The sequence below is a fragment of the Pseudoalteromonas sp. S3785 genome (assembly GCF_005887365.1).
Lineage (GTDB): Bacteria > Pseudomonadota > Gammaproteobacteria > Enterobacterales > Alteromonadaceae > Pseudoalteromonas.
In genome coordinates this window covers 16,035-39,410 of sequence record NZ_PNCT01000067.1, presented here as the reverse complement: position 1 = coordinate 39,410, position 23,376 = coordinate 16,035, and the positions used below count along the sequence as shown (strand labels likewise).

Below are 23,376 nucleotides of genomic sequence, written 5' to 3'. Positions count from 1 at the left end.
CAGCCAAAAATATAAACTCAGGAGCGAATGGTACGATTAAGCACATAACTGCAATGAACAAAAACTTTTGAATATTACTTAAATCTTTCCACATACTCTTAATTTCCTTGTACTTATAACGCCCAATTAACAGGCAAAAAATAGTTGGTTAAAATTAGCTACGAAGGAGCAAAACCAACTGTTTTTTGTCCTTGTTGAATTGCTTGTTATAAGCACTGTTGCACCTTAGCTTGAACATATTGGACGATAGATGGTACTGTATATTTTTTTAAATAATCAGTTCCGCATTTATCAAGACATTGATAGGTAATTGATATTGCAGCATCACCATCTGAATGCATAGTTTCATGAAAACCAAGAATTACCATCTGCTCTTGCTTATTAGTTTTATCAAAATCCGTTCTCGTTATGAAAATTGGATTTTGATTAAAACTATATTCAACCATCGTTGATACTGGAACCCATTTTTGGTTTATCACTTTAGGGTAATTTAACCCAACGTATTCGTCACCTGGGCGATCTAAAGTAAATCCTAAACAAAATGCTTTTTCAGGAGTTAATTCGATATCAGTAGAAGTAACGCTAGCTAAACTAGAGAAACTTAAAAAATACAACATAACGAGAGTATTACGCATGAGTTTCCCTGTGCTTATAACGCCTCAATCAGAGGCAAGAAAATAGCTGGCTACAATTAGCGACGAAGGAGCAAAAGCCAGCTACTTTTTGTCCTTTGAATTGACTTGTTAGGCATTTTCCACAAACGGTAGTTGATCATTTTCATTGAGCCAAGCTTGTGAAAATATTGAAGGTTCATCACTTTCATCTGATTCATTCCAATCTAAATAGCAACAAATGAACCCAAACGATTTAGTTTTATTTAATTCATTTGTGATTTTTTCTAAATCTAAATCTATTTCTGGGGTACTACCAAAAGCCATTAAAGCCCATTTTTCATTACTCCATTCACAATCTAATCTGTTCCAAAAAGTTTTTGGAACATAACCAGGAGCGACAACTTCTTCAATATCAGACTTTTTAATTAAAATTCTTCTGCCACAAATAGGCAATGCTGCAATACTTGATTTTGAAGTCCAGTAGTGTTCTTGATGCTCAAAAAATGTTCTTATAAAAGATGAACGACTTGCCTTAGAGTCAGTTATATCGTGAACAGAAATATAGGAATTACACTTTTCAACAAACTCAGAAGAGGTAAATGAGCCTCTGTTTTTTCCGAAGTTTACCGCATCAATATAAATATCATTAACTTTCATACTTGAAATGAGGTCGTAATCTAACGGTATCAACTTACTATCCATAATAAGTAATTTACAAACATCAAACGAATGATAACTCGTAGTTTTTTTAAGTCCATTTATTGACATATTAGCTAATTCACTTATTAAACTTTTACCTAAGCTAATTGGTCCAACACTTTTAATAAATGAAATAATATTTTTTGCTAAATAGTGAGATAAATCTTTTGATATTTCTTCTTGAAATGGCAAAGAGTTGCCTACCAAATCAGAACGTTCCAAATTAATGGGTAGGCGACCACCCTGGTCAAATACATTTATTGAAGGGGTGTCTATATCAATAAAGCCCATATTATCTGAAATATCAAAATCTCGTAAATACAAGCCATCTGTTATTATTATGCCATTACAAATCAGGTGGCTACCTCTCCTTCTAGATCTTTGTCCTTTAATTCTATCGTACGTCCATAAAATGTCGTCATACCCTTCCGCTACAGTTCTATTCCATGGAGTATCATCAATATTTGAACCCGAATTAGGTACTGCTCGATTTTGCTCCAAATGGATCTCTTCTGAACCTTCAATTACTTTTCTTATAACTTTTGGTGTAGAAAGGGAGAACCAATCCCATAACTCTTCATCCTCTATTAACTCATCTCTAACCGTATCATTTATTTTGATTGTAATTCTAGTTCCTACATGAAATTCAACGTGGGATACAACAATGCTGTTACCGCCTTTTCTACAATTGAATTGGAGGGCTTTGTCAGCAGGCTGACTAATATGTCTTGTTTCAACCTTTAGCTCCTCGCCAAGGAGGTATGCGGCCAATAAGCCTATACCAAACCTTCCTGTTCTATAAACATTAGAATGTCCATCTGTTTCGTGATCTTTTTTCCAACGATCACTGTTTCGAAAAGATGCACCTATATTTAGAAAATAATTTTCAATTACGTCTAGAGTCATTCCTATACCATAATCTTCAATCACTATTTTACTATTACCATCTTCATCATAAATAGTTATAGAAACATCGAAATTTGACTTACTCTTAATCAAACGGCCATTTTTAATTTGAGTATCTTTCAATTCTGAACAGGCATCTATAGCGTTTTGGACTAATTCCCTTATCCCTATTTCAGGTTTATCTCCATATAGTGGCGCTATCAATAATTCCATCATTTCTGAATCAGCTGTTTTAAAACTAAGAACCTTAGGAATATATTTAGGCTTTTTATTAACTATAAACTCATCGAAAGAATCTAAAGATGATCGAATTCTTCTTATTTTAATCGCAAAATTTTTAAGGTGTTCTGACTTTCCATAAACTTCTCCGAGAACAGACCATGAAAGATCAAGCTCGGATTGAATACCTGTAAAAAGCTTTTTCAACTCTTCATATGTAATGGCATCTGTTGGTTCAGCATCAACATAGATAGCTTCAGGATCATCATGCTCTTGGTGTATACCAATGATTGAATTGTGCTTTTTCCATTCACCAATAGAAGTTGGGCTTATGAGGGTTTTCAAATGTAATAATTGGTTGGGTGCTCGTTCAGCATGAATTTGAATATAATCAGAGATTCTTAGGAGAAGCATAATGAATGGGACATGAGTATCTAAATGCACTCTCCTTGTGTTTTTTTCAATCATGTCGACCGCTTGACGTAAGCCTAGATGATGACTTCTCGCGATAAACCCGCATAAATCTAGAAAGTTACTCTGTGGTTCTTCACCTAATTTAATTGTATTGCCATCAACGCCTGGCACACCATAAAAAGCTATTTCATGTGCCATTCTTGCATGATGTCTACGAATAAATTCACCTATAAGTAATTTATCTCTTGTAGATAAATCAATTTTATTGGTTGGGATGTTTTTCACCGGAACTGAATCACCAAAAATAGAGTACAGTTTTTTCGCATCAAATCTTTTCGCCTCAGCAAAATAGTCATTCCATACCTCGCTCCATCTATTTTCTGAATTAGTATAGCGAGATACCACTTTAGGGAATTGATCTTGAATTAATGCATAGAATCCATCCACTGTAATATGCATTGCACAATCATGTAACAGAACAGAAATAACCATTGCCGCTGCATCTCTCGGTGTAAGGTAAGCCCAACTTTCATCAGAGATAATACTATCTGCTGTTAATAAAACTTCATTTAAGTGGATAAACCCATGATCAGTATATTCAGGAAAAAAAATAGGTTTATTATCACTAATCCAAGGTGTTAAGTTGGAAATACTTGAATATACGAAAGCTTTTGCAGCGGTATCATTTTCAAGAAGTTTTTTGGTTCTAGTGGGCAATTGTAACAATTCATTTTCCTTATGATTTTAATTTATATCTTTCAAGTAAAACTTTGATGTGAGCCAAAAGTATGGAATATCAACACTAATGCCTAACAACTTTGTCTACGACATTTGTCGTTTTATAAACCGACAAATGTCCCTATATTACGATGCTTTTATCTTAGCTAGCAAATAACCACCTGTAAACAATTAGTTAACTACAAACAAATATCCATTAATGCTGTAATGCACCCAAATGGGGGAGATCAGTAATATCCGACAATGCATAAATCACTGCACATTTTTAGAGCAACTTTTATAAAAAGTTAATATCATAAAATCGTTTTTTAGCGCGGGTAATGAGTCATTTAAAACGCTTAGGTTTTAAAGGTTTGTATTGTACTTATATATTACAACACGCTTAAAGTAGTGTTGTGAGCACTGTGAAATAAAAAAGCGCTACAAATATGCAGCGCCCTCATTACTTAATGGTTGTTGTGTTTAAATTTTAGTTGCTTTATTAAAAAAAACCGAGTGGATCTTCACTGTAGCTCACTAATAAATTTTTAGTTTGTTGGTAGTGATCAAGTGCTAGTTTGTGTGTTTCTCGCCCTATTCCTGACTTTTTATAACCACCAAATGCAGCATGTGCTGGGTACATGTGGTAACAGTTAGTCCACACTCGGCCAGCTTCAATTTTACGCCCCATGGTATAAGCACGGTTCATGTTTCTACTCCACACCCCTGCGCCTAAGCCAAATTCTGAGCTGTTGGCAAGTTTAAGTGCTTCGGCTTCATCTTTAAAGGTCGACATAGAAATAACAGGGCCAAAAATTTCTTCTTGAAACACACGCATGTCGTTTGTACCTTTAAGCAGTGTAGGTTGTATGTAATAGCCACCATTTAAATCGTCATTTAGCTGCTCTACATTTCCGCCGGTGAGTACCTCTGCACCTTCTTTTTTACCTATGTCTATGTAACTCAGTATTTTATCAAACTGTGCTTTTGAAGCTTGAGCGCCCACCATGGTGTCGCTGTCCAGTGGGTTACCGCGCTTAATTTGTTGAGTGCGCTCGAGTATGCGTTCAATAAACTGCTCGTATATATCTTCTTGAATAAACAACCTTGATGGACAGGTACACACCTCACCTTGATTAAAGTAAGCAAGTACAGCGCCTTCTATAGCTTTTGATAAAAACGCGTCGTCTTTTTCCATTACATCATTAAAAAATATATTGGGCGATTTACCGCCAAGCTCTACCGTTGAAGGGATAATATTTTCAGCAGCACATTTTAAAATATGAGAGCCGACAGGTGTAGAACCTGTAAATGCAATTTTAGCAATGCGTTTGCTTGTGGCCAGTGCTTCGCCTGCTTCTTTACCAAAACCATTTACAATATTGAGCACGCCTGCAGGCAGTAAGTCACCAATAATTTCCATTAAAATTAAAATAGAGGCCGGTGTTTGCTCAGCAGGTTTAAGTACCACACAGTTACCTGCAGCAAGAGCTGGGGCAAGTTTCCATGCAGCCATTAATATAGGGAAGTTCCAAGGGATAATTTGCCCCACCACACCTAACGGCTCATGAAAATGATACGCCACCGTGGTTTCGTCAATTTCGCCAATACTGCCATCTTGCGAGCGCAAGCACCCTGCAAAATAGCGAAAATGATCGGCCGCGAGCGGAATATCAGCTGCGAGTGTTTCGCGAATGGCTTTACCGTTATCCCATGTTTCGGCAACAGCTAGTAATTCTAGGTTTTGCTCAATTCGGTCGGCTATTTTTAACAGTATATTACTGCGCTCAGTAACTGATGTTGTTCCCCACTGCTCTCGCACGGCATGCGCTTTGTCGAGTGCTAGGTTTATGTCGTCTTTATCTGAGCGAGGTATTTGGCAAAATACCTTACCGTTTACCGGGCTTATATTATCAAAGTATTGGCCGTTTACAGGCTTTACCCACTCCCCACCAATGTAGTTTCCGTATTGCTGTTTAAAGTTTACAAGTGCGCCATCGCTACCTGGATTTGCATATATCATGTGTGTGCTCTCTTTATTGTTGTTAGCTAAAGGTCGAACATTTATGTAAAACAAAATGTTTTATATTTAGGCCGTGTTGTTTGACATTAGCCTAACAAGCACCTAAAAACTTGATTAGCTGTCCACAAAAGTTGTCTGTGAGTCCACACTAATAAAAACTTAAAGGATTGATATGCACACATCTCAGTTAAACAAAAAACGCCAACAACTTGATGTTTTAATAGAAAATAAAGTGACATTTGCAGCAGATAACAGCGAGTTGAGTATTTACGACACGTACCAAAGCGCACAAAAGGTGACACTGCATTCAAACGAGTTACTGTTTTGTGCCATGCTCAGCGGTAAAAAAGTAATGCACGTAGAAAGCAGCCAATACCATAAAGCCTTTTTACCCCACGAGTCGTTTGTATTAGCGCCAGAGCAAGGTGTATTAATTGACTTTCCACAGGCCTCAATGCACGCACCAACTACGTGCTTAGCAATTGAAATAAGCAAAGATAAAATAAACGCTGTGGCAAATGCGCTTAACATGCAGCAAAGCTTTGCACACGATGACGGCTTATTCGAATATGTTCCGCAGTTGGTGCACAGCCAACATAATAGCCAAACACAGCAATTATTAGAGCGCATGGTGCATTTATTTAGTGAGCAAGGGGCACAGCGACATTACTTAATTGACTTGTCGTTAAACGAATTGATCACCCGGTTATTACAACAACAAAGTCGCGATTTATTACTCGCTAATAGCAATAAACCACGCCTTAAAACAAAAATTAGCGATGCCCTGCTTTATATTGAAGAGCACTTAAACGAAACGCTGGACATAAATACCTTGTGCAAAATAGCCTGCATGAGCCGCAGTAAGTTTTACCAGCAGTTTAAACTTGCATTTGGCACTACCCCAGCCCTTTGGCAGCAACAATTAAGACTTAAAAAAGCGCGCAATCAATTACTGCAAGGCCAAGCTATTAGCCAAGTGTGCTTTGATGTTGGATTTAATAGCGCAAGCCACTTTAGTCGTGTATTTAAACAAACCTTTGGCATTGCGCCTAAAGAGTGCCGACATTAATAAAATAAACAAATAAGAAACCGATTAAGCAGTAATATGCCATCAGGTAGTGATTGAAGGTATTTAATTTACACCGCTAATAAGCTTTAATAAATACAGTGCTCGCTGATGTAATTTAAACGCTTAAAGCCCCATATACTGGAGCTTTAAACTAATTAATAATTATTGCTTAATAAAAGTAACGCCCTTTGGGCTTTCACCTTGTGGTAAACGGGTTGAATGCATTTGCGATAACAGCCACTTGCCGCCTACTTTTGATACAACTACGCTTTCTAACCAATAAATATCTGCACTCTTTTCGGTGTTTTTGAAATTGGCTTTATTCCAGTAATTAATAAACGCAACGTCTCCCTCTACACGCGAATTTATAACACTAAAATAATTTGTTCGTAGGTAATCAGCGGGTTTAACAACATTTATAAAATCATCAATGGTCCATACTTCACCGTGCTCTAAAAGCAGGAATGAATCATCAACAGCCGCGCGCATTTTTTCATGATCAAAGTTAGATACAGCTAAAAACAAATCGCTCACGGGCGAAAATATCGTGTTATCTTTTGCCTGAGTTGATGCAGAAAATATGAGTAATACAATAAGGACAAGTATGTGTTTCATTATTTTTATAATGTGTAGTTTGAATAATAATTAGTGTATAGCAGTATTAACTACTCAAATAAAGCAAATTCAACTACTTAATAACACCCCTTTATATAAAAAAGCACCCTGTAAGAGTGCTTTAACTTAAACTTTTCAATCAAGCTATTCATCTAGCCAATCTATGGCGGCGGTGGCGTTTTCGTAGTATTGCACCTCGCCTGATATAAACCAGTTGCCTATTTTGGCCATACGGGCTTGCCATTCCTGATTGCCATAAATAGCAATTTTATTAAATTCTTTTGAGTGCCTTACGCCAAGCTTTAAATCATCCCATGCGGCGCGAAGTTCCCAGCCTTCTAACTCGCTGGCATCAATAAGCACGTTGGCAATAGGGTGTTTAACCTCGCCAAGGGCAGAGTCGATCATGGGGGTAATAACTTTATAATCTTCATGGGTGAGTGTACCCACGGCTTTTAGTTTTAAAAAGAATTCTCTGCCTGCGCGTTCAATACCAATAGATAAACCATGTGTTGTGTGTACCATGCTGCTCTCCTTAATCGGGTGCGCTTATGTTATTTACAGCCTGTGTGGGTGGGTTTAATAACGAAAGTTGGAGTTAATTAAAGCCTATAAAGTGAAATTATTCCCTTTAAAAAATAAAAACTCCAAAAATACCCATCACTTACTGAGTTAAACCATAAAACTACACCGTATTAAGTTAATTAGTACTGAACTAAATCAAACATTACTGCTAAATAAGGGTATTTACTAAGCGTTTTGCACACGCTCAATTTGCTTATCTACATCTGTTAAATGGCCTAACTTAAGCCACACTTTTGCACCATGCTTACCAGCGGTTATATTAAGATCAGTATTAATGGGTAGCCTTAACCAGCTGTGTTTTACTAGTACGTCTGATTGCTCACTTACCTCGCCTTCAAGCACAAGTAACTCAGCACCACCCATTGCGCTAAATTGCATGTTAGCACCGGCTTCAAAGTGCAATAGACTCACCTCTTCAAGGTCATCTTTATAAAGCGGCGTAATGGCAAGCCCTTTAAATGTAGCGTGTTGCACACTGCCCATGTATTGCGTTTGTAGGCGTACGTGGGTTCTATCTTGTGGCTGAAATTGCCAAAGCTTTACAAATATTATGCAGCCATTTTGTGAGCCTGGTTTATGCTTTGATTGTGGCGGATTACGAATATAGGAGCCTTGTGGAAAATCGCCATGCTCGTCTTGAAATACCCCTTCAAGCACCACAAACTCTTCACCTCCGGTATGTACATGAGGAGAGAACTCGCTGCCTGGGGCATAACGTACAATACTAGTTGCACGCGCAACTTCTTCGCCTACTCTATCAAGTGCTCGCCTATCTACACCAGGCATAGGTGAAGCAACCCAGTCTAATGTTTGGCTATGCACCACAACACGCTGACTAAAATCGGCTAGTATTTTCATTTAAAGCTCCTATTAAAGTGTGTTTTAAACAGCAACACTTTCTCGTTGTGCCACTTTTTCTTGCCATGTTACTAAATGAGTAAGATCACTAGGAATAGCGATTTGTGCAAACCCAGCAAATACAAGGCCTGCGTATAAAGTAATATCTGCAATACTAAACTGCTCACCGCCAACAAATGCTGATTGTGCTAGTACATCATTAAAATAGCTTAAACCTTGTTGCGCCTTTTCACCCTGCTTTTTACCCCAGTCTGCATTTTGGTACGTTTCAAGTTCGGGTCCCAAACCATCTGTCGCATGATGAAAGTAAGTAGCCACAGCGTCAAGCACCATTGACTCAGCTCGCTTTTGCATCATATTAATCACTGCACGCTCTTTTGCAGTTTCACCCATTAATGATGGCCCCTCAAAAGCAGTATCAATGTATTCTGTAATAGCTGTGCTTTCAGATATAAATGTACCATCATCAAGCTCAAGCACAGGTACTCCTGCCAAAGGATTTTTTGCTAAAAAAGCGTCTGTTCTATGCTCACCATTAAGTAAATCTACTGGAACAAACTCAACATACTCCGTCGCATTTTTTTCAGCTAATGCTATACGAACACGTAATGGATTTGGGAAGTTTTCTACGTCATAAATTTTCATAAATCACCTGTTATTAAATTAGTTGGATATCGAAAGCACAACAACCTACCTATCGATAGGTAATTTATATAATTAAAGTAATTTTATGTCAAATTTTAAACTTACTATTTATTCGAATGTTTATTGATGAGCAGCTGATTAGATGCCATTTATTTAACAATAAATGACTTGAAAACGACTACCTACTGGTCGATAATTTCTGCATTAGAAGCAAGGTATAATTAAAATGAGTAAAAAAGAAGCGTTACTTAAAGCAGCAGAAAACAAAGTACGCCTTGGTGGCTACAGTAATTTTAGCTTTAGGGAACTGGCAAGCGAAATAGGTATTAAAAGTGCCAGTGTTCATTACCATTTTCCTACTAAAGCTGATTTAGGCGCTGAGCTTGCTCATCAATACACTAATGCGTTTTTAAATGCATTAGGCTCGCCAAGTGAACACAAAGCTAACGGTAAAAACCCTATTGAGGTTTATACGCAACTGTTTAGGAGCGCCTTACTTTTTGATAAAAAAATGTGCCTATGCGGCTTACTTGGCGCTGAAAGTGACAGCTTGCCAGAAAAGGTGCGCTTTGAAGTTAAACGTTTTTTTAACCAAAATTTAGAATGGCTTACTGAGGCACACCTAGCCAATGGTGAGCAGCAACCTAAACACGCTGCAATTCAAACCGTAAGTCTGCTTGAAGGCGCGATGATGATTAGCAAAACACTTGATGATAATAGCTACTTTGAACTTGCCACACAGCCAGCTTAGTAACTAGGCTGCTTATTAAGTAGCTACACTCTTAATTAACGTACTGATCAATTATTTTACGCATAAAAAACGAGCTATTAAATAGCTCGTTTTTTTGTGATTTATAAAATGCTGCGCTTACGCTGCGGCATTTGCTTTATGCTTAGAGTGAACAAAAACTAAAGCAATTAAACCAATAATAACGACTGCTGCGCCAATAGGTTTGCCTAGGTCGGCCGATAAATTAAAGCCAATTGCAGCTGTCATAATGTACGAAAGAGTTACGCCCGTTGCAATTACAGCAGGTATGCTGGTGATCCAGTGGAATGCACGTCTATCAAATAAATACTTAGTGGCAAGCCATAGTACACTGGTTGAAAGCAACATATTTGAAAACGCAAAGTAGCGCCAAATAACAGAGAAATCTAATTTAGTCATAAAAAAGGCAATCGTTAAAATAGGCACGGCCAGTAATAAGCGATTACGTAAGCTTTGCGGAATATTAAACGCATCAACCACGGTTAAACGCAGTGAACGGAACGCCGTATCGCCAGAGGTAATAGGGAACACCGCAACAGCAATAATGGCCATAATACCACCCATTACGCCTAAGTAACTATTTGCTACATGGTTAACCACTAAACCTGGGCCACCTTGGTCAAGCAATGCTTTTAAGCCAGCGTAACCTTCTGGGAATGCAGCAATACCCGCAAGTGCCCATACACAACCTACAATGCCTTCACACATCATTGCGCCGTAATATACTGGGCGTACGTATTTTTCGTTTGTTAAACAGCGGGCAATAATAGGCGCTTGGGTAGAGTGAAAACCACTAATAGCCCCACAGGTAATGGTAATAAACAGTAATGGCCAGGTTGGTAAGCCATCGGGGTTTGGCTCTAAAAAGTCATGCGCGTGGTCGGCTTCAAAGTAGGCTAAAAAGTCGCCTGCAACTGGTAAATGTGGCGCATCGAGTAATAGCGCACCGGCTATTAATGTAGTCATTACAATCATTAATAAGCCAAATAGCGGGTAAAACTTAGTAATAATTTTATCAATAGGGAGCAGCGTTGCTAAAAAGTAGTACGCTAAAATAGCCAAAACCCAAAAAGTATTATTAGCAAAAAAAGTGCCTTCAAATACATCTAAGTTACTTAACAAGCCTGCTGGGCTCATAATAAATACAACGCCCACAAAAAACAGTAGCATGGCTGTAAATATCAGCATAAAGCCTTTAAACACAACATTGTAATAGTGCCCTGCTATTTCTGGTAAGCTTTTGCCATCTTCTTTAATGCTCATCACACCTGAGAAGAAGTCGTGTACTGCACCGCCTAATACGTTACCAAGCACAATCCACACAAGTGCTACCGGTCCGTAAAGCGCACCTAAAATTGGGCCAAATATAGGGCCTACACCCGCAATATTTAAAAACTGAATTAAAAATGCACGCACAGGGTGAATGGCTACATAGTCAACACCTTCGCTAAAGCGTTTTTGTGGTGTATCAACCGTTGTATCCATACCTGCTTGTTTTTCAACAAACGGGCTATAAAACTTATATCCCAGTATTAAGATTGTTATGCAGATAAAAAAGATGATCATAAAGCACGTTTCTCTTTTTGTATTTGGAGTATAGAGCGTGTAATTAACGCCCCGCCTTTCAATCCATGAATAATCGACGAACATTAACAAAGTAATAATGCCACCGCTATAAGACGATTAGCTAATACCTTGGCGGATTTGAGTTACTTTTTAGGCACTTTGCTCACTGTGTAAACATTAAATAAAAATAAAAGCAAAAAAAAGCGGCTTTACTATAAAAAGTAAAACCGCTTACACACACAATGATTGGGTATAGCTGTGTAATTTACGTTACGCTGGGCTCATAAACTCGTTAATTTGTTCATGAGTAAGTGTAGGTGTAGCACCAGCACTTTCTGCCACCATAGCACCTACTGCACACGCAAAATCAACAGCATGTTGTGCACAATCACTACTACAAAGCTGATAAATTAACGACCCTAAAAACGAATCCCCCGCGCCTACTGTATCCACAACGCTAATTAAATAACCTGAGTTATAGTAATTTTCGCCTTTAATGGTTAGTAGTGCACCGTGGCTGCCCTTAGTTACACATAAGTACTCGGTGTTTGTTTGCTGTGCAATAAACGCTAAATTTTGCTCAAGTGAATGGAACTTACAGCCCATTGCTTTGGCAATTTCGTAAAGCTCCTCATCGTTTAATTTGATGAAGTCGGCTTTATTCATTAAATCTACTAATGTATCTAACGTGTAGTGTGGCGCACGTAAATTTACGTCAAACACTTTAAAGTTAGCTACATCAACTAACTGGTTTAATGTAGCAAGTGAGGCTTCGCTTCGGCCAATTAGGCTGCCAAATACAAATACATCACTGGCTTTTACTTTTTCAATAAGTGAGTCTGTAAGCTCAATGTTATCCCATGCTGTATCGGCAACTATTTCGTAGCTGGCTGAGCCGCTTTTATCTAGGGTAACTTGCACTGTGCTGGTTTTTTTGTCGTTATTAACGCCAATATATTCGCAGCTAACGCCTTTGCTTTTAATTTCGCCTAATAGCTCAGTACCAAGTTCATCGTTACCTACCGCGCTTATCATGTCGGCTTTAATACCCAGTGAGTTAATACGCACACACATGTTAAGCGGCGCGCCGCCTAAGCGTTTATCGTTTTCAAAACAATCCCATAGTACTTCACCAAAGCAACTTACGCTTACATCTTTACCTTGTTTAGAATCAATTAAAATGCTCATTATTAGTTACCTTTAGGCTCAAGCACGTTATTCATAATTGCTTTAATTTTACTGGCCGGTGCGTATAACGCTTCTATGTTGTTTTTGTAGTGAGACGTAAAAGCACTTTGCGTGTTTAAATCACCAAATAAACTTGTTAGCGACAAGAATGCAAGGTCATCGCTGGCTGTTTTAGCCGCGGCTTCATGCAATTCGCTTTGCATTGCATCGATTATTTCAAGTGTATTGCCTTGCTCATCGACCCCTTTATCGCTGTAAAAACACCATGCAGCAATAACAAGAGTCGCAAGTGATACATCACGGCCTTGCGCTAGGTTTTCGTTAATAGTGGCAATTAAAAACTTAGGTAGCTTTGCTGCGCTTTCTGAACAAATGCGCGATAAGCTGTCTTTAATGTTTGGATTAGCAAAACGCTCGATTAGCGTGTCTTTGTAGATTTCAAGATCAATGCCTTCTAGTTGCGCTAGGTTAGGCGTTACTTCTTTATCCATAAACGCACGTAGGTACTTTGCAAATAAAGGATCAGATACTGTTTCGTCAATTGTGCTATAGCCATGTACAGAGCCTAATAAACCCAGTACCGAGTGGCCTGCATTTAATAAGCGTATTTTCATGGTTTCATAAGGCGTTACATCACTTACAAATTGTGCGCCTACGCTATCCCAATCTGGGCGTCCGCAGCAAAATGAGTCTTCAATCACCCATTGAGTAAACGACTCACACGTAATTGGCCATTCATCGCTAACACCGTACGCATCAACAACGTAGTCAATATCGCTCTTTTTAGACACTGGCGTAATACGGTCAACCATTGCATTTGGGAAAGTTACGTTAGTAGCAATCCACTCGCTTAGTTCTTTATCTTGCTCAGCTGCAAAGGCAAGTAGCATTTTGCGCGTTACATTACCGTTGTGCTGAATGTTATCGCACGACTGTACAGTAAACGCATCAAGGCCTTGCTCTTTACGTAGCTTTAACGCAGCAGTAATGTAACCAAACGCCGTGATTGGATCGTTAGGATTATTAATGTCGTTAATAATGTCTGGGTTTGAGTAATCAAACTCACCCGTTACGGGGTTAAAGTTATAACCCCCTTCGGTAATGGTTAACGACACAATATGCGTATCGCTGTGCGCAAGCTTATTAATAACCGCTTGTTTGTCCTCTGGGGCAAACAAAAAGTCAATCATAGAGCCAATAACTTTGTTATCTATCTGCCCATTTGGGTGTCTTACTGTTAGCGTGTAAAGGTAGTCTTGCTGCTTTAAAATATCGCGCAGACCACGGTTACCCTCTAATAAGCCCACACCACAAATACCCCACTGTTCAGCACCTGGCGTTTTTAATAGCTCGTTTATGTACACCGCTTGGTGAGCACGGTGAAAGCCGCCCACACCAATATGTACTATACCCGCTTTTAGCTTGCTGCGGTCGTAGTTTGGTGTATCTACATGGCTTGGCATATCTGCCAAGCTTTGTTGGTTTAGCCCTTTAACAAGAGCGTCAGTGTGCTGGTGTTGCGTCATGGTGCGGCCTTACTAAAACAATATTAAAAATTTAAATTAAGATGCAGTGTTGAGTGCTTTATGGCGCAATAGCGACCAGTAAGCGGTTGCAAAATAAATAATGGTGCAAATAAAACAGGCAATTTCAAACTGCGTTTTATTTCCTGCGTAAATGCTCATGCTGTCACTAAAAAACATGACTTGGCTGGCAAAGCCAAAAATAATAAGTAACGAAACAGTAGACACACCATTTAACACTTTGGTTAGCAATGAGTTATCAACAACTGGCGCTTGAACATCTTTAGCCAGTCCTGCTTGGTACTCTTTTATGTCTTTTTGCTCTTGCTCTTCTGCTGCAATTTCTTTGCTGTAGTCTTCACCTGCGCCGTACTTTTTAGCCAGTAGGGTGTAAACCACAATGGTGAATATCCAAGTAGGAATAAATAGGTAGTAAAATGACATTACATCAATTGCATTTAACCCAAAGCCAAACACAAGTGCCAGCGCCCAAGAGGCAATAGCCGGTACGCTACGGGTAATGTTTTTATATTTAGCCCAGTAACGGGTTAAACCAATTTTAGGAAATAAAACATGCTCAGCAAATACAATACCGCCCACAGGCACTACTAATAAACCTGCGTAGGTAAGTAGTGGTAACATTTGCGAAAATACAAACGGGAAACACGCAATAATAACGGTTACAACACCCACAATGGCGGTTGTACGCTCACGTGATTGGTCAACAAAAATAGACTGTGCTGCAAGGCCTGCGCGGTATAGGTTGGCGTTAGCTGTTGTCCAGCCTGCAATAATTACAATTACAAAACCCGTCCAGCCTAATGCGTGGTAAGCAACGTCACCTGGGTCAAGCGATGAAATAGTGGTTTTAAGTAATACCGCAACACCTGCGCCCATAATACCGGCCGAGATCCACGCTAAGTAATGGCCAAAAAACATACCTACGCCAGAAAACAAACCGTAGCTTTTACGTTTGGCAAATCTAAAAATAGCCATATCAATTAAGCCAAAGTGGGTAATAGAGTTTGCAGCCCATGCAAAACCTATAACCTCTAATAAGCCAATACCTTTTTCGCCATCAGCGGTGGTACCAGTCCAGATTGATGAATCCCCTATTGCCATAAAGTCGTCAAAACCTGTTAGCGTGGTTACCCCTAATACATGATTAGAAAGCTCAGGAAACAATGCAAACGAGCCCGCTATAAAAATAACAAACAACCACGGCGCGCAAATTTTAGAAAAATCAGCAACAGTTGAAAAACCATACATAGCGACAAATACAACAATGGAGCCAACCGATAATACAATGGCCACAAATGCTAAGCTGTTAGGATACCAATCGAGTTGTGCGGGTATATCAAACAAAAACCGAACGGCGGTTGCCGATACCGTGATCATCGCGGCGGATATCACACTAAATATGACCACGTTTGCCCAGTTATAGAGCTTGGTCATTGAGTTACCCGCAATTTTATTTAGGTAGTTGTATAAACTTAAGCGTGTTTCTACCGCAATTGGAGAAGTAATTAACCACCACGAGCACATAGCTAATAGGTTACCAATTAATAAACCTAATAAAATGTCGATGGTCGATGCGCCTAATGCAACAAAGGTTGCACCAATAACAAACTCGGTTGCAGCAACGTGTTCACCAGCGTATAAACCGGCAAAGTGCTTCCAACCATGAAGCTTATGATTAGCAACGGGCAATTGCTCTTCGTTAACATCGTTAAATGTTTGTGTGTGTGGACTTGATGCCATGGTATTTTCCTATTGTTTTAAGCACAGCCCTAACTAACCTGAACTCTGGATAATAAATCTATCTCAAGCAGCTATTTTCAGCGCTAACTACGTTGAATTTACTTGCAATAGGCTAGCTATTGACGCGTAATTTCGCCTTGTTTTCACTGTAAATCTCTGGCTAGAGAAAATAAACATAGATATCACTTTTGATTTAATATGTTAGTAAATCTCTTAACCAAAGTTCAGGTTAATTATTAATTTAAATAAGTGTTTTTTTATTTAAATTAATAATGAGTAAATCGCCGTGCCTTTTTATAATGCTACTACTATAACTATCTAATAATTAATGCATTTTACGTTAAGCTTTGTCAGTGTTATAAAGCTCAATGTTAATATTCTATTACTGTGTTTGTAATGCCGGGTACTGCTTATAAAAGTCATCCCAATGCGTTAAATGTGCGACCTCTGGGTAAGCTTGGTGAACAAAGTTCACTGCATCTTGCATATGCCCACCTCCGCTGTAATGCAAAACCTGCATATTGGCGGCAAGTGCAGCGCACACACCGGCTTTTGAATCCTCAATCACTAAACATTTGCTTGGGTTAACACCCATTTGCTCTGCAGCATGTAAAAATAAATCAGGTGCGGGCTTACCATTTTTTACCTCACTTGAGGTAAATACCTTATTAAAGTACTGCGATAAATTAACCACATTAAGCGCTTTAGCAGTGCGTTTAGGGCTACTGCTTGTTGCAATACAACAAGGTACAGATAATTGCTCTAGCACGTGTTTAATACCGTTAGTTGGCATTAATGCAGTTTCGAACTCGTTTAATAATGCTTCTCGGTAATCGGCTTCAAAGCTCTCAGCTAAGGTCACGTTAAAGGTATCGAATAAGTTTTGGGTAACTGTTTTAAAGTTACAGCCTAAAAAATATTGTTGTACATAGGCTCGGTCAATATTAACGCCAATCTCTGCAAGCATGTTTATTAACACTTGCGCGCTCAATATTTCGCTATCTATAACAACGCCATCACAATCAAAAATAACTAATTCTATTTTAGTATTCATATTGCCCCTTTTTATGCACCTAGTTTGGTACAACCTTAACTTGAGCATAAGCCCAGCAAGTGAGCATATTCTCTTTATTGTTATAATAAGTCAACATCTTGTTAGTGAAAAACGCACCACGATGGTGAATATTTATTCATTAAATATGAAATTGTCTGTATTTTCATTGATTTCAAAATTGCAATTACGACTAAGGTCGAACATTACGAAAACGCTATTTAGAAAATAGAAGGCAGCTCACAAATAACAATCTAAATTTGTGATTACCCCAATCTAAACAATCAATTTTACCGAATTAACTTTTGTAAATACACTCATCCACAGTTAAACAGCCTGCAACACTGCCGGCACTTTTATACAGATGAGGTCGACAATGAATACTCAAAAAAACACGATTAATAATAAATCTACATTAACGCTAAGTGCATTAGCGCTAGCAATGGCATTACCTGCAAGTGCAGCTACTACCCTAACTAAAGACAACGGCGCGGCTGTTGGCGACAACCAAAACTCTATTACCGCTGGTGAGCGCGGAAGTGTATTACTTGAAGACGTACACCTAATTCAAAAGCTACAACGCTTTGCTCGTGAGCGCATTCCTGAGCGTGTAGTGCATGCGCGTGGTACAGGTGCTCACGGTGTGTTTGTGGCGTCTAAAGAGTTAGATGACTTAACAATTGCTGCACCGTTTGCAGAAGCGGGTAAAGAAACAGACGTATTTGTACGCTTTTCATCAGTAATTCACTCAAAAGGTAGCCCAGAAACACTGCGTGACCCACGTGGTTTTGCGACTAAGTTTTACACCGACCAAGGTAACTGGGATTTAGTAGGTAACAACTTACCGGTATTCTTTATTCGCGATGCGATTAAATTTCCAGACATGGTTCACTCGTTAAAGCCGTCACCGGTTGATAACATTCAAGATCCTAACCGCTTTTTTGACTTTTTCTCATACGAGCCAGGTTCTACTCACATGTTAACGTGGGTATACAGCGACTACGGTACACCAGCAAGCCTTCGTAAAATGGACGGCTGGGGCGTACATGCTTACAAAATGATTAATAAGTCTGGCGATGTTAAATACGTTAAGTTTCATTGGGTAAGCCAGCAAGGTATTGATAACCTAGACTCAAAAGAAGTCGCTGAAGTGCAAAGCCAAGACTTCCAGCACTTAACACGCGACCTATACACTGAGATTGGTAAAGGCAACTTCCCTAAGTGGGATCTATACATTAAAACACTTGATCCGTCGCAGTTAGATGACTTTGACTACAACCCATTAGATGCAACAAAAATGTGGTTAGACGTGAAAGAAACTAAAGTAGGCACCATGACCCTAAACCGTATGCCAACTAACTTTTTCCAATCTACAGAACAAGTTGCAATGGCACCGGCAAATGTTATTCCGGGTATTGAGCCATCTGAAGACAGACTATTACAAGGGCGTGTTTTCTCTTATGCCGATACGCAAATGTACCGCTTAGGTGCTAACCACCAACAATTGCCAATTAACCGTGCAAAAGTTGAAGTGGTTAACTACAACCAAGACGGCGCAATGAACTACGGTAATACAACAAGTAACGTGAATTACCAACCAAGTCACGAAAACGTTGCAGAAAACCCAATTGCACGCAGAAGTAACACAGAGCTAAAAGGCTACGTACAACAAGCTGCAATTAAAAAGCAGCAAAACTTTGCTCAAGCGGGTGTACTTTACCGCAGCTTTAGCAAGCAAGAGCGCACTAACTTAGTTAACAACTTAGCCGGTGATTTAGGCAAAGTGAAAAACAGCAAAGTTATGCACAAAATGCTTAGCCACTTCTACAAAGCAGATAGCGAATACGGTACACGCTTAACTAACGCTGTAAACGGCGACATGAAACAAGTTAAGCAACTAGCCGCTAAGCTTTAATATTTTACCCAACCTGTAAGTTATTGAGGAAAGCCTAGCTTTCCTCTTTTTTAAAAAGGTAAACAGTATGCGTAAATTACTTATTATATTTACTTTAGTGATGAGCTTTTCAGGCTTTGCCAATGAGCCACAAAGCCCTGTAAATGAACAAAGCACCGCCCAGTCGCAATACGACAGCTTACTTGCTTATTACTTTGCAGCCGCACGCACCGACGACACCGCCGTAATAAGGCAATTTGTTGATGCTGGCATTCCTATTAATAGTTACAACAACAAAGGTTACACCGCGCTAATGATTGCCACCTACCACGGCAATAAAAATACGGTAAACACCTTATTGCAACTAGGTGCTAATGCCTGCCTTGAAGATAACCGCGGTAACACAGCACTAATGGCCGCCATTTTTAGAGGCGAATTTAGTATCGCTAAAACACTTGTAGGCCTTGATTGCGACAACGCACATCAAAACAAAGCAGGCCAAACAGCCGAGCAATTTGCACAAAAATTTGGCCAACAAAAAGTGCTCGACTTACTCGCTCAGGTAAACAGTAAATCTAATTAACCAACTTTTAATATACCCATTAGCCCGTTATTGTTAATGGCAATAAGGCTACATTAACTGCCAATAACAAGGCTTTAGCAAAATAAGTAGTACCCAGTAGTTATTTAAACCTTCCTCTCGCCCCACTTCATTTGGGGCGTGGTTTATACCAGTTCCAATAAATAGCTGACCTATTTTACTCGCTAAAACAACTCATTTCTTTGTTGTAATTTCGATAAGGGAACAACCATTTACAACAATATAAGCCTAAAGCTGAATTTTTTGTCGGCGTAAAATTAAGAACACATACTTAATGGAGTAGGTATAAACAACGCCTTCCCCTCTTGTTTAAGCTGGTCTTACCAGTTATTGTTTTTAACCTGTGTACTTTATATGGGAAATAATAATTCTAATGACCTCACCACACTTTGAGCACACCACTATAACCTGTAATAACAGGCAAACTCTAAGCGCCCGTGTATTCACACCCGCCAGCCCTATTAAAGGTGCGGTGATGATTGCCCCTGCAACCGGTATAAAGCAGCAGTTTTATGCAAACTTTGCTACTTACTTACAGCAACATGGCTTTGGCGTTATTACGTTTGATAACAGTGGCATTGGCCAATCGCTTAACCGTAGTATTAAAAAAAGCAAAGCCAGTTTACAAACCTGGGGCGAGCAAGACATGCCTGCGGTGCTTGAGCATTTGCAAAGGGTATTTCCTAATACGCAGTATCATTTAGTGGGTCACAGCGCCGGCGGGCAATTAGTGGGGCTAATGCATAACGCCAACGAGCTAAGCTCTGCGTTTAACTTTGCCTGCTCGTCAGGTAAATTAACTAATATGCGCTTGGCGTATCAGGTTAAAGCGCACTTTTTTATGAATGGGGTTATCCCCCTTAGTAATGCACTATTTGGCCATACTAAATCACAATGGTTTGGCATGGGCGAGCCACTACCTAAAGGCATAGCTAAACAATGGCGAAAATGGTGTAACGCACAAGGGTATGTGCAATCAGCATTTGGCGATACCGTATTTCAACACTGTTACAACACCTTAGCTATGCCGTCAATGTGGGTTAATGCCACCGACGACGACATTGCAAATAATGCGAATGTCGCCGATATGCTCTCGGTATTCCCAAAATTAAAAGCGAGTAAATTAACCTTAAACCCTAAAGACTATGGCTTAAAAGAAATTGGCCATATGAAATTTTTTAGTAAAAAGTCAGACGGACTATGGCCACTGGCACTTAACTGGCTAAACAAGCACAGTTAAAAAAGGGTGCGTTTACGCCGTTAATTTACGGTGTTTAGTGGCTTTTTAGCTGGTTTTTCACGTGTTACAAAATAGCAAACGAGTGAGCCAGCAGTGACCATTATTACCCCTTGCCAAAATGAGGCACTAAGGGTAATTGATAAATAAAGCGCCGAAATAATCGCCGAAAAAACCGGCGTAAAATACGAAAGCGTACCAAGCAGCATTAAGTTACCGCCAATAATTGCTTGGTTCCAAAGTGCATAACCGCTGCCAACAACCACGCCAGCTAAAATAAGCGTTATGGTAGCGTGTAGTGTAAAGGTCATTTTTGGCTCGTCACTTAATCCATACAATACCCATAAGCTCAGTGCTGTGGCGATAAAAAATAGCACAATGGCATTTTTCCCATTGCTATTTTTTTGAGTAATCACACAGTAAACAGACCAAATAAAAGGCGCTACAAACGCCAGCAAGTAGGCCGTTGGGTTACTGGCAAAATTGCCCATAATACTATTAAGTGATAACCCACTATCGCCACCCACGCACCAAGCCACGCCAAAAAAGGCGAGCAGCATACCGGGGTAAATCCATACACTTACTTTACTACGGTTAACGATAATACTGAGCAAAATGGTAAGCGTGGGCCATAAATAATTGATAACCGCCATTTCTACTGCTTGGTGGCGATTATTAGCAAGCCCCACAAACAGCGCTAAACACACCTCGTAAAGTGCAAATAAAGCAGTACCCCAAATAATATAACGCTTATTAAACCCAGCAAATTTAGGCCGCCCCATTACCAAAATTAAAAACAGCGCGCTTACACTGTACATAAGTGCCGCCCCACCTATAGGGCCAAATAACTCCGAAACATCCCTGAGCAGAGCCACTAAACAGCTCCATAATAAAATAGCGGCAATGCCATAAAGCGTGTATTTGTGATTAGAAAAAAAGTCCATTAACTACCTAAAAGTACTACTTATGTTTGACGTTACGCTAACAGTAATTAATGGTTTAAACAATTGTTTCTCATCATTTATTGTTATAAAGGTGTTTTTAGCCTGCACTTAAGTGTTTGACCTTTTGGTCAGTAAAGTTACAATCATTCAACACGTTAAAAACAGCATTGCCATAATGAGCACACAAACAAAGCCAAATAAAAAAGAACTCACCCGAGTAAAAAACCAAACATTAATACTCGATGCCGCCGAGCAATTATTTTCTCAGCTTGGTTACGATGGCACCAGTATGAGCATGGTTGCCAAAGAAGCAGGCGTTCCTAAGGCCAATATTTTATATTATTTTAAAAGCAAAGACGGCCTATACGAAAACGTAATAGACCGCATAATTGCGCACTGGAACTTAGGCTTAGATAACGTAACCCCTGAGGACGACCCTGCACATGTGCTTTATCACTATATTAAAAGTAAAGTAATACTTGCCGTAAACCAGCCGCTGCAATCACGTTTATTTGCCAGTGAAATACTGCGCGGTGCTCCATATTTGCAAAACTACTTTAGAACCAACACGCGCCCGTGGGTAAAACAAAAGGTAGACGTGTTTCAGGCTTGGATAGATGCAAACAAAATGGATAATGTTGACCCTTACCATTTATTATTTACCATTTGGTCAACTACGCAGTACTACGCCGACTTTCAGGCCGAAGTGCTACTGGTAATGAACAAATTAGAATACGACGAAACCGATGTGGCACAAATAACGCAATCAACTGCCCACATAATTTTAAAAGGTATTGGCTTAAAAATACCTGAGCACAGTGAGGCCTAACCCATGAATAACTTTACCACCCCAGACTTATTTGACGATCACCGCGAAAGCGTACAAGTCGCCGACAGCGGCCTGCGCCACTTTGGTAAAAAAACCACCTTTAGTGGTCAAGCAGTTACCGTTACATGCCCAGACGATAACTCGTTTGCCGCCGATATACTGCATGAAAACGGTGAGGGTAAAGTATTGGTTATTGATGGCTTTGCTAGCAAACGCTTTGCTTTTATAGGCGATATTATGGCTGAGCGCGCGTTAAAAAATGGCTGGGAAGGCGTTGTTATTAACGGCTGTTGCCGCGACATTGAAATACTTGCCACTATGGATTTACCGGTTATGGCACTTGGTTCAACCTCGCGCAGTACATTAAAGCGTGGCTTTGGCGATAAAAACCAAACTGTAACCATGCTGAGTACCTCAATTAACCCCAACGATTGGCTATATGCCGATGTAAATGGCTTAATTATTAGCCCTAACGCATTACAATAAACGCCACATTAGCAACCAAGTTGGTGCAATCGCGCACCAACTTGGTGTGTTTTTACCTCTAAATTATACCCTCTTCATTACTTAAATTTTTATAAACACCATACAAACCCACAAAAACCTGACCGAATGGACAACTTTATTGTGTTTGGCATTGCTTTTGCTT

At 39.5% G+C, this 23,376-nt stretch carries 20 protein-coding genes; 7 read left to right on the top strand and 13 right to left on the bottom strand.

Annotated elements, in window-relative coordinates; all coding sequences use genetic code 11:
- Positions 1–206: 206 nt before the first annotated feature.
- The 3 genes from CWC17_RS15970 to exaC all read right to left on the bottom strand — a co-directional run bounded on the left by CWC17_RS15970 (position 207) and on the right by exaC (position 5,592).
- Positions 207–635, bottom strand: a complete 429-nt coding sequence (locus CWC17_RS15970) for a hypothetical protein (protein WP_138613994.1) — start codon at positions 633–635, stop codon at positions 207–209.
- A 108-nt stretch (positions 636–743) separates the two neighbouring features.
- Positions 744–3,578 (bottom strand): HD domain-containing protein, encoded by a 2,835-nt coding sequence (locus tag CWC17_RS15965; RefSeq protein WP_138613992.1) that lies wholly within the window; start codon positions 3,576–3,578, stop codon positions 744–746.
- 493 nt (positions 3,579–4,071) lie between these two features.
- The gene (gene exaC, locus CWC17_RS15960) at positions 4,072–5,592 is read right to left on the bottom strand and encodes an acetaldehyde dehydrogenase ExaC (RefSeq protein WP_138613990.1); all 1,521 of its coding nucleotides are present in this window, start codon (positions 5,590–5,592) and stop codon (positions 4,072–4,074) included.
- A gap of 172 nt (positions 5,593–5,764) precedes the next feature.
- On the opposite strand from exaC, the gene CWC17_RS15955 reads away from it, so the two are divergent.
- Positions 5,765–6,661 carry an AraC family transcriptional regulator gene (locus tag CWC17_RS15955; RefSeq protein WP_138613988.1) on the top strand — a complete coding sequence of 299 codons (897 nt, stop codon included), beginning with the start codon at positions 5,765–5,767 and terminating at the stop codon, positions 6,659–6,661.
- A 162-nt stretch (positions 6,662–6,823) separates the two neighbouring features.
- Here CWC17_RS15955 and CWC17_RS15950 read toward each other — a convergent pair whose 3' ends face one another.
- The 4 genes from CWC17_RS15950 to CWC17_RS15935 all read right to left on the bottom strand — a co-directional run bounded on the left by CWC17_RS15950 (position 6,824) and on the right by CWC17_RS15935 (position 9,364).
- Entirely contained in the window at positions 6,824–7,276 is a 453-nt protein-coding gene (locus tag CWC17_RS15950; RefSeq protein ID WP_138613986.1) for a nuclear transport factor 2 family protein, read from the bottom strand.
- Positions 7,277–7,420: 144 nt separating this feature from the next.
- Entirely contained in the window at positions 7,421–7,801 is a 381-nt protein-coding gene (locus CWC17_RS15945) for a SpoIIAA family protein (protein WP_024032784.1), read from the bottom strand.
- A 225-nt stretch (positions 7,802–8,026) separates the two neighbouring features.
- Positions 8,027–8,719: a cupin domain-containing protein gene (locus CWC17_RS15940; RefSeq protein WP_138613984.1), complete on the bottom strand. Its 693-nt coding sequence runs from the start codon at positions 8,717–8,719 to the stop codon at positions 8,027–8,029.
- A 24-nt stretch (positions 8,720–8,743) separates the two neighbouring features.
- Positions 8,744–9,364, bottom strand: coding sequence for a glutathione S-transferase family protein (locus tag CWC17_RS15935; protein ID WP_138613982.1), 621 nt, complete (start codon positions 9,362–9,364; stop codon positions 8,744–8,746).
- A 226-nt stretch (positions 9,365–9,590) separates the two neighbouring features.
- Between CWC17_RS15935 and CWC17_RS15930 the strand changes: the two genes are divergently transcribed.
- Positions 9,591–10,115 (top strand): TetR/AcrR family transcriptional regulator, encoded by a 525-nt coding sequence (locus CWC17_RS15930; protein ID WP_138540338.1) that lies wholly within the window; start codon positions 9,591–9,593, stop codon positions 10,113–10,115.
- 117 nt (positions 10,116–10,232) lie between these two features.
- On the opposite strand, the gene CWC17_RS15925 is transcribed toward CWC17_RS15930, so the two are convergent.
- The 5 genes from CWC17_RS15925 to CWC17_RS15905 form a co-directional block, all read right to left on the bottom strand.
- Positions 10,233–11,699 (bottom strand): carbon starvation CstA family protein, encoded by a 1,467-nt coding sequence (locus tag CWC17_RS15925; RefSeq protein ID WP_138540339.1) that lies wholly within the window; start codon positions 11,697–11,699, stop codon positions 10,233–10,235.
- A 270-nt stretch (positions 11,700–11,969) separates the two neighbouring features.
- Complete coding sequence (locus CWC17_RS15920; protein ID WP_055014513.1) at positions 11,970–12,887, bottom strand: carbohydrate kinase family protein; 918 nt, start codon at positions 12,885–12,887, stop codon at positions 11,970–11,972.
- A gap of 2 nt (positions 12,888–12,889) precedes the next feature.
- Entirely contained in the window at positions 12,890–14,413 is a 1,524-nt protein-coding gene (locus tag CWC17_RS15915; RefSeq protein WP_138540341.1) for a mannitol dehydrogenase family protein, read from the bottom strand.
- 36 nt (positions 14,414–14,449) lie between these two features.
- Positions 14,450–16,171 (bottom strand): purine-cytosine permease family protein, encoded by a 1,722-nt coding sequence (locus tag CWC17_RS15910; RefSeq protein WP_138613980.1) that lies wholly within the window; start codon positions 16,169–16,171, stop codon positions 14,450–14,452.
- A 382-nt stretch (positions 16,172–16,553) separates the two neighbouring features.
- Positions 16,554–17,225 carry an HAD family hydrolase gene (locus CWC17_RS15905; RefSeq protein ID WP_055014516.1) on the bottom strand — a complete coding sequence of 224 codons (672 nt, stop codon included), beginning with the start codon at positions 17,223–17,225 and terminating at the stop codon, positions 16,554–16,556.
- Positions 17,226–17,598: 373 nt separating this feature from the next.
- On the opposite strand from CWC17_RS15905, the gene CWC17_RS15900 reads away from it, so the two are divergent.
- The 3 genes from CWC17_RS15900 (at position 17,599) to CWC17_RS15890 (ending at position 20,957) form a co-directional block, all read left to right on the top strand.
- Positions 17,599–19,137 (top strand): catalase, encoded by a 1,539-nt coding sequence (locus CWC17_RS15900; RefSeq protein ID WP_138613978.1) that lies wholly within the window; start codon positions 17,599–17,601, stop codon positions 19,135–19,137.
- Positions 19,138–19,237: 100 nt separating this feature from the next.
- Entirely contained in the window at positions 19,238–19,699 is a 462-nt protein-coding gene (locus CWC17_RS15895) for an ankyrin repeat domain-containing protein (protein ID WP_502704919.1), read from the top strand.
- 391 nt (positions 19,700–20,090) lie between these two features.
- A complete protein-coding gene (locus CWC17_RS15890) occupies positions 20,091–20,957 on the top strand; it encodes an alpha/beta hydrolase family protein (RefSeq protein ID WP_138613974.1) in 867 nt (288 codons plus the stop codon).
- A 20-nt stretch (positions 20,958–20,977) separates the two neighbouring features.
- Here CWC17_RS15890 and yddG read toward each other — a convergent pair whose 3' ends face one another.
- Positions 20,978–21,898, bottom strand: a complete 921-nt coding sequence (gene yddG, locus CWC17_RS15885; RefSeq protein WP_138613972.1) for an aromatic amino acid DMT transporter YddG — start codon at positions 21,896–21,898, stop codon at positions 20,978–20,980.
- Positions 21,899–22,073: 175 nt separating this feature from the next.
- On the opposite strand from yddG, the gene CWC17_RS15880 reads away from it, so the two are divergent.
- Together CWC17_RS15880 and CWC17_RS15875 are read left to right on the top strand one after the other, a co-directional pair.
- A complete protein-coding gene (locus CWC17_RS15880; RefSeq protein WP_024032802.1) occupies positions 22,074–22,727 on the top strand; it encodes a TetR/AcrR family transcriptional regulator in 654 nt (217 codons plus the stop codon).
- Positions 22,728–22,730: 3 nt separating this feature from the next.
- Positions 22,731–23,213 (top strand): putative 4-hydroxy-4-methyl-2-oxoglutarate aldolase, encoded by a 483-nt coding sequence (locus CWC17_RS15875; protein WP_138613970.1) that lies wholly within the window; start codon positions 22,731–22,733, stop codon positions 23,211–23,213.
- Positions 23,214–23,376 lie beyond the last annotated feature (163 nt).

Excerpts from the sequence above, each read along its gene's own strand:
- CWC17_RS15950 (WP_138613986.1), bottom strand. The coding sequence starts at position 7,276 with ATGAAACACATACTTGTCCTTATTGTATTACTCATATTTTCTGCATCA.
- CWC17_RS15930 (WP_138540338.1), top strand. The coding sequence starts at position 9,591 with ATGAGTAAAAAAGAAGCGTTACTTAAAGCAGCAGAAAACAAAGTACGC.
- yddG (WP_138613972.1), bottom strand. The coding sequence starts at position 21,898 with ATGGACTTTTTTTCTAATCACAAATACACGCTTTATGGCATTGCCGCT.
- CWC17_RS15880 (WP_024032802.1), top strand. The coding sequence starts at position 22,074 with ATGAGCACACAAACAAAGCCAAATAAAAAAGAACTCACCCGAGTAAAA.
- CWC17_RS15890 (WP_138613974.1), top strand. The coding sequence starts at position 20,091 with ATGACCTCACCACACTTTGAGCACACCACTATAACCTGTAATAACAGG.
- CWC17_RS15920 (WP_055014513.1), bottom strand. The coding sequence starts at position 12,887 with ATGAGCATTTTAATTGATTCTAAACAAGGTAAAGATGTAAGCGTAAGT.
- CWC17_RS15905 (WP_055014516.1), bottom strand. The coding sequence starts at position 17,225 with ATGAATACTAAAATAGAATTAGTTATTTTTGATTGTGATGGCGTTGTT.
- CWC17_RS15895 (WP_502704919.1), top strand. The coding sequence starts at position 19,238 with ATGAGCTTTTCAGGCTTTGCCAATGAGCCACAAAGCCCTGTAAATGAA.
- CWC17_RS15970 (WP_138613994.1), bottom strand. The coding sequence starts at position 635 with ATGCGTAATACTCTCGTTATGTTGTATTTTTTAAGTTTCTCTAGTTTA.
- CWC17_RS15945 (WP_024032784.1), bottom strand. The coding sequence starts at position 7,801 with ATGGTACACACAACACATGGTTTATCTATTGGTATTGAACGCGCAGGC.
- CWC17_RS15925 (WP_138540339.1), bottom strand. The coding sequence starts at position 11,699 with ATGATCATCTTTTTTATCTGCATAACAATCTTAATACTGGGATATAAG.
- CWC17_RS15955 (WP_138613988.1), top strand. The coding sequence starts at position 5,765 with ATGCACACATCTCAGTTAAACAAAAAACGCCAACAACTTGATGTTTTA.
- CWC17_RS15915 (WP_138540341.1), bottom strand. The coding sequence starts at position 14,413 with ATGACGCAACACCAGCACACTGACGCTCTTGTTAAAGGGCTAAACCAA.
- CWC17_RS15910 (WP_138613980.1), bottom strand. The coding sequence starts at position 16,171 with ATGGCATCAAGTCCACACACACAAACATTTAACGATGTTAACGAAGAG.
- exaC (WP_138613990.1), bottom strand. The coding sequence starts at position 5,592 with ATGATATATGCAAATCCAGGTAGCGATGGCGCACTTGTAAACTTTAAA.
- CWC17_RS15935 (WP_138613982.1), bottom strand. The coding sequence starts at position 9,364 with ATGAAAATTTATGACGTAGAAAACTTCCCAAATCCATTACGTGTTCGT.
- CWC17_RS15940 (WP_138613984.1), bottom strand. The coding sequence starts at position 8,719 with ATGAAAATACTAGCCGATTTTAGTCAGCGTGTTGTGGTGCATAGCCAA.
- CWC17_RS15875 (WP_138613970.1), top strand. The coding sequence starts at position 22,731 with ATGAATAACTTTACCACCCCAGACTTATTTGACGATCACCGCGAAAGC.
- CWC17_RS15900 (WP_138613978.1), top strand. The coding sequence starts at position 17,599 with ATGAATACTCAAAAAAACACGATTAATAATAAATCTACATTAACGCTA.